This window comes from Atlantibacter hermannii (assembly GCF_009907385.1).
GTDB lineage: Bacteria > Pseudomonadota > Gammaproteobacteria > Enterobacterales > Enterobacteriaceae > Atlantibacter > Atlantibacter hermannii_A.
Genome location: NZ_JAAATR010000002.1, coordinates 86,112 through 97,821 on the forward strand (window position 1 = coordinate 86,112; position 11,710 = coordinate 97,821).

An 11,710-nucleotide genomic window follows, 5' to 3' on the forward strand; every position below is an offset into this window, starting at 1 on the left:
CTTAAAACCGTACATTCAGATCAAAGGCGACGCCAAGGTTTTGCTCACGTTTCCCGTCGTAGGGACGTTTGTCCCAGGTCAACATGACGCCGGCGTCGAAGGTATTGTTTAACTGCAACCGCTGACCGTATCCCACCTGGGTAATCAAACCGGTGTCGTAATTTTTCTGCCAGTAGGCCCCCACGCCCGCGACCAGACGCTGGCTCCATACGGTTTCGTAATGGCGGTACATGACATGTTCCGCCTGAATGGCTGGCGTAACGGAAAAATCCTGTTTCGGGTTGAAGTAGGGCACGTTCTCTTTGCTGTTCACGCTGCCGTACAGGCTGGGAGTGAAATCGAGCGTGAAGTTCGGGCGCGTCAACATCCGCTCTTTGCCGCTCAGGCCAAATTCCCACCGGTTGTTGCCATCGGAGAACCAGCTCGGCGCGACACTAAACTGATATTCGCGACGTTCGTTTTGGTACCAGCGCACATACGCGGTGCCGCCATCCGCCGTCACGTCGTTACGCATCGCGCGCAATGGCGTGTTTTGCGACAGCCGCTCGGCGGAACCGCCGACGCGCCAGTTGTCGTTGAAGTCGTGCCAGCCGGAAAGCCGCGCGCCTAATTTGTCGCCGCCGTTGTAGTTGCGGTTCGACAGCTCGGCTTCAATCCAGTAATCGCGGGCGCGCCATTCGATGCCGCCCAGCGCATCGCGGGTAATGCCTTTCCCTTCTTCAAATTCGCTGTTGGCATAGTTGAACCCGGCAAACAGCCGCCAGTTATCACCCATTGGCGGGCCATAAATCGCCGAGTTGAGCGTAAAGTCATGGCTGCCGCTTACCGGGCTGTCGGAGTCGATACCCTGCGAGCCGCTGATGCGCAGTTCCGATTTATGATGAATATCGCGGATGCGGTCGAGCCGTTGGGTCGCCGGATCTTCACCGCTCCGGTCGACCACGTCGTCAGTCAGCAAATCCATCTGCTGAAACTCCTGAAGATCCAACGCGACGTAGGCCTGCTGGCGCTCCAGCTCCAGGTTAGCGGGCTCCAGCGCCTCGGCGATTTTCAGCTCCCGCTCGGCGGCGCGGGGCAGGCCGCGCGCGTCCAGCACCGAGGCATAGTTTATGACCAGCCCCTGGTTGCCCGGCGCGCTGCGCGCCAGGTTATAGCTGAGTTTCTCGGCGGCGGGCAGGTCGTTGGTCATCACCTCGTACTGCACCAGCAGAGTGCGGCCCAGCAGCCATTTATCGTTCGGGCCCGGTGTCGGCGAGCCATAGAAGTGACGCTGGTACGGGCTTTTTTCGAGGATCTGCACCACTTCCTGTTGGGCCAGGTCGTAGTTTTCGCTTTCCATGTAGGCGTAAAACAGATCCTGCTCATCATCAGTCGGCAGGTTAACGGCGTTGGTGGGGCCGAACAGCTCGGAAAACAGCTTTTGCGCTTCCTGCGGCTTACGGTCGGCCAGATACGCCGAGGCGGCCCAGCGGCGCGCGTAGTCCGGCACCGGTTTGCCGTCAGCGAGCAGGGATTCATATTCGCTGACTACTTCACTGTAACGATTACGGTTCAGCAGCGCGCCGAGGCGGTCAACGCGGGCGCGGCGATATTCCACGGCGGCAGCGGGATCGTCTTTCCATTTCTTCAGCAACACGTCGTAACGGGCGAGGGCTTTGTCGGCCACTAAAAAGCGATCGCGCTCGCTGCGTGTGGAGGTGAACGACATGCGCACCAGCTCGGCGGCGGCGTCGGCTTCCAGCGTGCGTTCGAATTGCGGAGAGATTCTGGCGGACTGCGACATATTCAGCGCCGGGCCGGAGATGCGGTTGGCCGACAGCGTGCCGAGCAGCGACTGTTCCAGCTCGGCGTTGGTTGGCTCAATCCCCTCGGCTCGGGTGGCGGCGAACAGCGTATCCCAGCTTTTACCTTGTGAGCGATACACATAGGCCAGCAGCTGATAGTTCCTGGCGCTTGGGTCGGCAACCAGCATCGCTTCGGCTTCCTGCAGGGCGCGGTAGTTTTGCTTCGCGTCGGCCAGCGTCATGACCCAGCCGACGTGCAGGTCATCGTTGTTGGGCTCAAGCTGGCGCGCCTGCTCCCATAAACTGAGCGAGGTATTCCACTGCTTTTGATTGCGGTATGCACGCGCGGCGGCAGACACGCCCCTCACCGGGATATCCATGCTGGTGTGATAGCGCTGCCAGACGCGGGTGACTTCCGCATCATTGCCGGACCATCCCGCCACCTGGAGCCAGTCGGCTACCTGATTAGCGTTCAGTTCATTTTGCTGTTCCTGGGCACGCATATAATCGAGCAACCCGCGCGTATTCCCTTCACGCGCCTGAATAATGAGTTGGTCGTAGTAGTTATCCGCTGCGTTTGCCAGGACGGGAAAAAATAAACATAAACCCAGCGCGCAGGACGCCCGTAGACCTTGCCTGAAGGCAATCTTTTTATATTGCTGTGCGGTACGCATAACACCCCTTATATTTTTTATTCCTGCCCGAGACAGTCAACGCTACACATTGCATATTGCAATACGTACAAAACAAGGTCGGGGAATTACTGAGTTTCCCCAGATTTCATAAGTAAGTTCATACGAAAGGCTTATTGACCACCCGGTCAGAGATATTTGCAGCAATCCATGTTGCAAAAATGAAAACGAAAAAAGTATATCAAGCGAAATTTGTGTGTCCAGATTATTTACAGGTGAAAATTAATACGTAACAAAGCTCATCAAGATTATAGTTAATATCCTCTGACTGAAAGTATGATTCTGAAAAAATTAATTTTCAGTTAATTGATTATAATTCATGGTGTTATGTGATCCTTCACCTTAAGGATAATTAATGGTTTCTGTTTTTATCTGTGATTTTTTTAGACAGGTTAGTGACGGCGATCATGATTTCAAACACGCGCGCTTCCAGCAGGCATGATGCTGTTTCGTCTATATTTACGGACTTGATAACGTAATTTTGTACATCTTTGATCTTCACCTGTACAAATTTTTCAGCATTATTTTGCCTGAGGTTTTGCGGCTCTAATGAAAAAGGGGGATGGGTTATATCCATAGTCATTCATTAATTGCAGTGGCGGATGATTTAAATAACGTTAGCGTAAAAAATTATTCTATTTTCGTATTGTCATTTTTATAAAACAGGCTAGCAGGATTTATATTGCCTGAAAGTTTCATGTCCCGTTATTTTCAGAAAAGCTGAGAATAATGCGCACAGACCTGTCTCTACGCCAGTGATCGATACGGTTAGTCAGGTACAATAAACGCAGCGCTTTCCGTAAGTGAGAAACCACCGATGATGGCGGACTTAACGGCTATACTCTTCGCCAGAGGATGACAACAGGCGCAGAAAAATGGCATGCGGCAATACGGGTTTACCTGTTGATGAGCGGGATGAAACATAAGAGATCCGCGCAGCGGCTAACCGTTGACCGGAATAATCTTTAAAGCCCCGGCAGGCCTGATTAAAACCCACCGCAATGCAGTATACTCTGCCCGCGCAGGATAATGATGAGCGTATCCTGTGAGTAGCCGTGTCTTTGGAGAAAGAGCTTGCGAGTCAGTCGTTCGTTAACGATAAAGCAGATGGCGATGGTTTCTGCCGTCGCCGTGGTTTTTATTTTTGTTTTTGTAGTGATTTTGCTTTTCCATTTTGTGCAGCAAAATCGTTATCACACCGCGATGCAGATGGAAAGCATCGCCCGTTCCGTGCGCCTGCCGCTTTCTGCCGCTGTGCTGAAAGCCGATATTCCGGAAGCGGAGGCCATCCTTAAGCAGATCAAGCCCGCTGGCATCATCAGCCGCGCGGATGTGGTGCTGCCCAATCAGTTTCAGGCGTTGCGGGTGAGTTTCACCCCGGAACGACCGATTCCAGTCATGATTGCGCGTATCTTCGAAATTCCGGTGCAAATTTCGTTGCCGCTCTATTCACTGGAGCGCCCCGCCAATCCGCAGCCGCTGGCCTATCTGGTGCTGCAGGCCGACTCCTGGCGGATGTACAAATTTATCATCAGCGCCATTTCGACGCTGGTGACTTCGTGGCTGCTGCTGTCGCTGATGCTGTCTGTGGCGATCACCTGGTGCATCAACCGGCTGATAGTGCGTCCACTGCGCAAGCTGGCGCGCGAGCTGAACCATCTGGATGCCCAGGATGTACTGGGGCATCAACTGACCCTTCCGCGCCTGCATCATGATGATGAGATCGCCATGCTGGTGCGCAGCTACAACCGCAATCAGCAAACGCTGCTGCGCCAGCATGAAGAGATCACTTCTCAGGCCACGCGGTTCCCGGCTACGGAATTGCCCAATAAACCGCTGCTGATGGCGCTGCTGGAACAGTCAACCGGTAACAGCCATCCGCTGGCGTTGCTGGTCATTGCCTGCGAAACGTTGCAGGACGTCGCGGGCGTATTGAATGAAGAACAACGCGAGGTCCTGCTGCTGACGCTGGTGAGCAAACTGAAAGCGACACTGCCGCCGCGCATGGTACTGGCGCAGGTCAGCCATTACGATTTCGCCGTTATCGCCCATGGCGTGAAAGAGCCCTGGCACGCCATTACCCTGGCGCAGCGCCTGCAAAAAGCGCTGGGCGAAAAGCTGCCGATTAACGGGATCCAACTGCGCCCCACCGCCAGCATCGGTATCGCCATGTTTTACGGCGGCCTGACGCCGGAGCAATTGTATCGCCGCGCGATATCCGCCGCCTTCAGCGCCCGTCGCAAAGGCAAAAATCAGATCCAGTTCTTCGATCCGGTGCAGATGGCGCTGGCGCAAAAGCGTCTGACCGAAGAGAGCGACATTATTAGCGCGCTGGACAGCGATCGTTTCGCCATCTGGCTGCAGCCGCAGGTGGATTTACGCAGCGGCGCGCTGGTTAGCGCGGAGGTGTTGCTGCGCCAGAAACAACCGGACGGTAGCTGGGCGTTGCCGGACGATTTAATCGAACGCATTGAATCCTGCGGGTTGATGGTCACGGTGGGGCACTGGATCCTGGAAGAGTCCTGCCGGCTGCTGGCGGCCTGGCAGGCGCGCAATATCGAGTTGCCGCTGTCGGTGAACCTCTCGGCGCTCCAGTTATTGCATCACAATATGATGAATGACGTGCTGGAGTTGCTGTCGCGTTATCACATCAAACCGGGAACCCTGATCCTGGAAGTGACCGAAAGCCGCCGTATCGACGATCCGGACGCGGCGGTTAATATTCTGCGTCCGTTACGCCAGGCCGGTGTCCGTATTGCGCTGGATGATTTTGGGATGGGGTACGCCAGCCTGCGTCACTTGCATCATATGAAGTCCGTGCCGGTAGACGTATTAAAAATCGACAAAAACTTCGTGGAAGGCATTCCGGATGACCACAGCATGGTCTCGGCGATTATCGCGATGGCGAAAAGCATGGAGCTGGACGTGATTGCTGAAGGCGTGGAAAACGATGCCCAGCGCCAATGGCTGGCCGACGCGGGTGTCGTTGTCGCCCAGGGTTATCTGTTTGGCAAAGCGGTGACGCCAGCCGAGTTTGAAAAAAACAGGTTACCTGACCCGAAAGTATGAGGTTTTAGCGCAGCGCGACGACAGGGGCTGGTGCGAGTCAGCTCATGTTTCTTAACATTTATGTTTCAATTTTGATGCATTGTTATATCTGCACTGTTTGGCGGGTGTTATTTTTAGCGCCACGGGTTGCATAAAGACCTTATGCAGTCTGTGGACATTTCCTCGCAAGGACACCCTATGAAAATCTCATTATTCAAAAGTCTTTATTTTCAGGTTCTGGCCGCCATCGCTATCGGGATTTTACTCGGTCACTACTACCCTGAACTCGGCGCGCAGATGAAACCGCTGGGCGATGCATTCGTTAAGCTGATTAAAATGGTTATCGCGCCGGTTATTTTCTGTACCGTAGTGACCGGCATCGCGGGTATGGAAAGCATGAAAGCGGTGGGGCGCACCGGCGCGGTGGCGCTGCTCTACTTCGAAATTGTTTCGACGCTGGCGCTGATTATCGGTCTGGTGATCGTGAATATCGTGCAGCCAGGCGCGGGTATGAATGTCGACCCGGCAACGCTTGATGCGAAAGCCGTCGCCGTGTATGCCCAGCAGGCGGAACAGCAGGGGATTGTGGCGTTCCTGATGGACGTGATCCCGAATAGCGTCATCGGCGCGTTCGCCAGCGGCAACATCCTGCAAGTGCTGCTGTTCGCGGTGATGTTTGGTTTTGCGCTGCATCGCCTGGGCAACAAAGGCCAGCTGATTTTCAACGTGATTGAAAGTTTCTCGCAGGTGATTTTCGGCATCATCAACATGATTATGCGTTTGGCCCCTATCGGCGCGTTTGGCGCGATGGCGTTCACCATCGGGAAATATGGCGTCGGCACCCTGGTACAACTGGGCCAGCTGATTATCTGCTTCTACATCACCTGTATCCTGTTCGTGGTGGTGGTGCTTGGCAGCATTGCCCGCGCGACCGGTTTCAGCATCTTCAAGTTCATTCGCTATATCCGTGAAGAGCTGCTGATCGTACTCGGCACCTCGTCTTCTGAATCCGCACTGCCGCGGATGCTGGATAAAATGGAAAAACTGGGCTGCCGTAAATCGGTGGTGGGGCTGGTGATCCCGACAGGTTACTCCTTCAACCTCGACGGCACGTCGATTTACCTGACCATGGCGGCGGTGTTTATCGCCCAGGCCACCAACAGCCATATGGATATTTTCCATCAAATTACGCTGCTGGTAGTGCTGCTGCTCTCCTCCAAAGGCGCGGCAGGGGTGACCGGCAGCGGATTTATCGTGCTGGCCGCCACCATTTCCGCGGTGGGGCATTTGCCGGTGGCGGGCCTGGCGCTGATCCTCGGCATTGACCGTTTCATGTCTGAAGCGCGCGCGTTAACCAACCTGGTGGGCAACGGTGTAGCAACGGTCGTGGTGGCGAAATGGGTCAAAGAGCTGGACCAGAAAAAGCTCAATGACACCCTGAATAACCGTGACGGTAACGAAACGAAACAACAATTATCCTCTTGATATCACTCATTTGCCCGCGGCGGCTTGCCCTGGCCGCGGGCTCCTGCGCATAATTGCCCTAATTTTTACTTTTTAACGTGACGTTTTTCGGTTTGCGCGGTCAAACGCTGTAGCGAAACGTTACCTTAGGTGGCCCACGTAAAAAGGACGGGCCGCCTTTGCTTGTTTTTAACCAGGAATGTTGATCAGGGGTTCACATGCAGGGCACATTTACTCGAATTTTCACCGGCGGTTTGCTGTTAGCTATCGTCGGTAACGTGCAGGCAGAAGCGCTCCAGCCGGACCCGGCATGGCAACAGGGCACACTTTCAAATGGTTTTCAGTGGCAAGTTCTGGCTACGCCGCAGCGTCCCAGCGACCGCATCGAAATCCGACTGCTAATCAATACCGGTTCACTGACCGAAAGCACCCAGCAAACGGGATATAGCCACTTTCTGCCCCGGGTCGCGTTGACCCAAAGCGGCAGCCTGCAGCCGGTTCAGGCTCGCTCCATGTGGCAGCAAAGCGTTGATCCTAAACGCCCTATGCCACCTGCTATCGTTTCTTATGACTTCACGCAATACAATCTCAGCCTGCCGAATAGCCGCAATGACCTGCTGAAAGAGTCGCTAACCTGGCTGGCGGACGCCGCAGGCAATCTGAACATCACCCCACAAAGCGTAACCCACGCGCTGCAAACCCAGGATATGGTGCTGACCGCCCCCGCCGACACCAAAGAAGGGAGCTGGCGCTACCGCCTGAAAGGCTCGACGCTGTTGGGCCACGATCCCTCCGAATCGCCGAAGCAACCGGTGGATGCCGGGCATTTAAAGGCGTTTTATCAAAAATGGTACACGCCGGATGCGATGACGCTGATCGTGGTGGGCAATATCGACAGCCGCGCGGTTGCAGAACAAATCAATAAAACCTTTGGTAGCCTGAAAGGCAAACGTGAAACGCCAGCGCCGGTGCCGACGCTTTCTCCGCTGCGCCATGACCCGGTCAGTATTATGACGACTGCGGTGCGCCAGGATCGCCTGGGCATCACCTGGGATACCCCCTGGTTGCCGATCCGCGAATCCGCCGCACTGTTGCGCTACTGGCGCGCCGATCTGGCTCGCGAAGCGCTGTTCTGGCACGTTCAGCAGTACTTAACCCGCAGCAACGTTAAAGATCTTAATCTGGGCTTTGACTGCCGGGTACTGTTCCAGCGCGCGCAGTGCGCCATTAATATTGAATCGCCGGGCGAGAAGCTGGACAGCAACCTGAATCTGGTCGCCAAAGAGTTGGCGAATGTGCGCAGTCACGGGCTGGCAAAAGAGGAGTTTGACGCGCTCATCACCCAGAAAAAAGCCGAGCTGCAAAAGCTGTTCGCAACCTATGCCCGCACCGACACCGATATTCTGATTAACCAACGGTTGCGCACGCTGCAAAATCAGGTGGTGGATATCGCGCCAGAGCAATACCAGAAGCTGCGCCAGGATTTCCTCAACGGCTTAACGGTTGATCAACTGAATCAGGATCTGCGCCAGCAGTTATCCCACGAGATGGCGCTGATTCTGTTGCAGCCGCAGGGCGAGCCGGAATTTGATATGAAGGTGTTGAAGGCGACCTGGGACAAGATTATGGCGCAGGAACCCGTGGTAGAAGAACCCACGCCTGAAGGCGATGCGGGCGCGCCTGCCGCTCAGTAATTAAAAAACCCGGCTTTAAAGAGAGCCGGGTTTTTTCTGTTACTTCTTCATCTGCGACAAAATCACCTGACACTGATTCGCTTCGCCTTCCGACGGAGAAATCAGCGCCAGCAGCGCGGCGGCCGGTGTGACCAGCGTCGCCAGCGCCGCTGCCACCGCGCCGCGGGCAATCAACGGCCCCGGCTTCACGCCGTAATCCGGGTTTTTAAAGGTCCCGCGCACGTACAGCGGCGAGCGCAGCGTGACGATGCGTATCCCTTTACTCTCCGGATCGATGGTTAAATCGAGCTGCTCCGAGGCGAAGCTGGCGGTGCCGGTAATGTTGACCACCGCGTTTTCCGTGTCGAAGGCAAAAATTTGCGGGCGCGCCACGCCGCGGCGGATATCCAGATTGGCGGCCGCGCAGTTGACGCGCACTTCTTCGTCACCAAAAATTTGCCCGACCAGGAAGTTACCCACGTTCAGGCCGAGGATTTCCATCAGGTTGCGGCTAATCAGCCCGTCGTTCATCAGCAGCTTGAGATTACCGTCGCTGCTGCCCAGCAGGGCGGCGATGGAGTTGCCGGTGCCGCGGAACTCCGCATCGCCGTTCAGCTCGCCGAGCGTTTTCTGCATCAATTCTACATCCGGCATCAGCTGTTTGAGCTTCAGGCGGCGCGCCTGAATATCGGCCTCGCCGCGCATCGGGTTCTTTCTGCCGTCGAGGTGGATGTTGGAAGCGATGGTGCCGCCCGCCATGCCGAACTTAAGCGGTTTGAGGCGCAAATCGCCGTTATTCAACAGGATATGGGTGGAAAGATCGCTCAGCGGCAGGGTCGTGCTGTGCTCGATGCGCCGTCCTTTAAACCGCACATCGGCATCCATGGTATCCCACTTATCCGTCTCGAATTTGTCATACGGTAAGACCTTGCCCGCCGGTTGCGCGGACTTCTCGCCTTTTTTCTGCTCTGACTGGCGGCTCTTCTCCGCGCCTTTGCCGGAATCCACGCCAATCAGCGGGCCTAAATCCGCCAGTCGCAGCTGGCGCGATTCCAAATCGCCTTCCAGTTTCGGGCGCGGTTCACGCTGGCTGTAGGTGAGCGAGCCGCGAATGTCGCTGTCGCCGATACGCCCACGGAAGCCGCGATAGTCGTAAACCGAGCCTTTTTCAGCATCGATTTTCGCCACCAGCCGTCCGTCGGTTTCGAAAGGCGGGGTATCCGGCAGCAGTACGCCGGTCAGTTCATACAGTTCCCCTAATGAATCGCCGCTGAATTTGAGCTGGAGATCCACGCCGCCCATTTTCATCGGATCGTTCACGGTGCCCTGAAACGCCACCCGCGTGTTGCCGGAGCGAATGTCGGCCTGCACCGGGAAGGGCGTGCCTTCGCTGCGCAGCGCCAGCATACCGCCAATTTTCCCGCTGCCCTGCACGCTTTGCTCGTTATAGCGGCCCTTCATTATTAAGCCGAAAATGTAATCGCCAGGTTGTTTTTCATCGTCTTTGGCTTTCTGGCCGCTCACTTCGCTGTACGGCAGCGGTTTGCCCAGCGGGTCGACCAGGATTTCCACATCGGCCTTAGAGACGCTGTCATCCACCGCGATGCGGCCTTCATCAAACAGAATATTGTCCAGACGGAACGACCACGAGGAGGGCTGCTGCGGCTCGTCTTCGTTATCGCTTTTCGCCATATCGAAGGTCCAGTTATTGGTTTTTTCATTAATACGGATCAGCCTGGCATCGGGTTTAACCAGCTTAATCCAGGGTAGATACACGGTTTTCGACAGCAGCGCCAGCGGGGCCAGCGTGGCTTCCACGCGAGGGAGATGCACCATAGTGACAGCAGGGATGTCGGGCGGGTTGCCGAGGATAATATCGTTGGCGTACACGTGGGGCCACGGCACCCAGCTGCGCCAGCCCGGCTCGTCGCGGTTGCGCGCCCAGGCGACGCTAAGATCGCCGCGAATAGCAAATGGACGGTTCAGTTCAGTAGAAACTTTTTGGTTGATGGTTGGCTTCAGCCGATTCCAGTCAAAAGTCGCAATAACAATCACAACCACCACAATCAACAACAAAAAAGCGCCTGCTACTCCGCTTATAATTTTTCCGGTTCGCGTCATGCCCACCTCTGTCTGATTATCTTTTTTAATAAAGATAGTTCAGCACAGAGAAAGGGCATCAAAGCAGCAGCATTTCTACCTCATCCAGGGTGCTGAAACAGACCGGGCGCGACAGGTAATAGCCCTGGGCCGCCAGCGCGGGCGATCCCTGTACGTCCTGCCACTCTTCCACGGTTTCGACGCCCTCGACGATCACGCCGTTGCAGTAGCGGTTCATTAGCTGGAGTAGCTGAGTGAACAGATTGCGGCCTTCCGGCGTGGTGCGCAGCATGATAAACAGCTCGCGCGCCACTTTGATGTAGTCATAGCGCACTTCGCTTAAGGCTGAGAAATTCGCCATGCCGGTGCCGAAATCGTCCAGCCACAGCGGGCCGAATTCGCTCATCCCCGCAAGGTTGGAGTCTTCCGGCAGGCGGATATGCTCCACCAGTTCAAAGCGCACCCAGGGCAGTTGGTTGACCAGTTGCAGAATGTCGCTGCGCTCGCGCATGGCGATAAGCGTGGGACCATCGACATTCACCGACGCCAGCACCGCGTGGCGCAGGAAAAAATGTTCCCGCTGCTGGAGCATCCGCAACTGTTCTTCAATCACGCTCAGGCGCAGGCGTACCGGGATAGCGGCGAAATAGCGATCCGGCGCGATGCGTTGTTGGGGATTGGCAGGATGCGTGACGACCGTCAACAGCTCCACGGCCAGCAGCTTGCCGTCGGTTTTATAGATTGGCTGATAAGTATAAGCACGCTCACACTGCAACCAATATCGATGCTCTTCTAAATTTTCGATACTCGCGGCGGGCATTGTCAGCCGGTGAGTGACCTGCTTTAACTTCATCGTCATCGTCCTGTTAAACGGGGGGTGACATACCTGGACATTGGGATTATCGGCCCCGCGCTTGAGAACTTTATGTTCCGGTCGACACCAATTCTG

Annotated in this window: 7 protein-coding genes; 3 read left to right on the forward strand and 4 right to left on the reverse strand. The window is 55.6% G+C overall.

Annotated elements, in window-relative coordinates; genetic code table 11:
- Position 1: 1 nt before the first annotated feature.
- Both pgaA and GV764_RS00735 read right to left on the reverse strand, forming a co-directional pair.
- The gene (gene pgaA / locus GV764_RS00730) at positions 2-2,458 is read right to left on the reverse strand and encodes a poly-beta-1,6 N-acetyl-D-glucosamine export porin PgaA (RefSeq protein ID WP_161658643.1); all 2,457 of its coding nucleotides are present in this window, start codon (positions 2,456-2,458) and stop codon (positions 2-4) included.
- Positions 2,459-2,828: 370 nt separating this feature from the next.
- Positions 2,829-3,053, reverse strand: a complete 225-nt coding sequence (locus GV764_RS00735; protein WP_161658644.1) for a hypothetical protein — start codon at positions 3,051-3,053, stop codon at positions 2,829-2,831.
- Between the two features lie 497 nt (positions 3,054-3,550).
- On the opposite strand from GV764_RS00735, the gene hmsP reads away from it, so the two are divergent.
- The 3 genes from hmsP to GV764_RS00750 all read left to right on the forward strand — a co-directional run bounded on the left by hmsP (position 3,551) and on the right by GV764_RS00750 (position 8,682).
- Complete coding sequence (hmsP, locus tag GV764_RS00740) at positions 3,551-5,545, forward strand: biofilm formation regulator HmsP (protein ID WP_161658645.1); 1,995 nt, start codon at positions 3,551-3,553, stop codon at positions 5,543-5,545.
- A gap of 177 nt (positions 5,546-5,722) precedes the next feature.
- Positions 5,723-7,009, forward strand: coding sequence for a dicarboxylate/amino acid:cation symporter (locus GV764_RS00745; protein WP_161658646.1), 1,287 nt, complete (start codon positions 5,723-5,725; stop codon positions 7,007-7,009).
- A gap of 197 nt (positions 7,010-7,206) precedes the next feature.
- Positions 7,207-8,682: a M16 family metallopeptidase gene (locus tag GV764_RS00750; RefSeq protein WP_161658647.1), complete on the forward strand. Its 1,476-nt coding sequence runs from the start codon at positions 7,207-7,209 to the stop codon at positions 8,680-8,682.
- Positions 8,683-8,721: 39 nt separating this feature from the next.
- Here GV764_RS00750 and GV764_RS00755 read toward each other — a convergent pair whose 3' ends face one another.
- Together GV764_RS00755 and pdeH are read right to left on the reverse strand one after the other, a co-directional pair.
- Positions 8,722-10,782 carry an AsmA family protein gene (locus GV764_RS00755; protein WP_161658648.1) on the reverse strand — a complete coding sequence of 687 codons (2,061 nt, stop codon included), beginning with the start codon at positions 10,780-10,782 and terminating at the stop codon, positions 8,722-8,724.
- Positions 10,783-10,840: 58 nt separating this feature from the next.
- Entirely contained in the window at positions 10,841-11,614 is a 774-nt protein-coding gene (gene pdeH, locus GV764_RS00760) for a cyclic-guanylate-specific phosphodiesterase (RefSeq protein WP_161658649.1), read from the reverse strand.
- Positions 11,615-11,710 lie beyond the last annotated feature (96 nt).

Coding starts and splice junctions, on each gene's coding strand:
- pgaA (WP_161658643.1), bottom strand. CDS start 2,458: ATGCGTACCGCACAGCAATATAAAAAGATTGCCTTCAGGCAAGGTCTA.
- GV764_RS00735 (WP_161658644.1), bottom strand. CDS start 3,053: ATGGATATAACCCATCCCCCTTTTTCATTAGAGCCGCAAAACCTCAGG.
- GV764_RS00745 (WP_161658646.1), top strand. CDS start 5,723: ATGAAAATCTCATTATTCAAAAGTCTTTATTTTCAGGTTCTGGCCGCC.
- GV764_RS00750 (WP_161658647.1), top strand. CDS start 7,207: ATGCAGGGCACATTTACTCGAATTTTCACCGGCGGTTTGCTGTTAGCT.
- GV764_RS00755 (WP_161658648.1), bottom strand. CDS start 10,782: ATGACGCGAACCGGAAAAATTATAAGCGGAGTAGCAGGCGCTTTTTTG.
- pdeH (WP_161658649.1), bottom strand. CDS start 11,614: ATGAAGTTAAAGCAGGTCACTCACCGGCTGACAATGCCCGCCGCGAGT.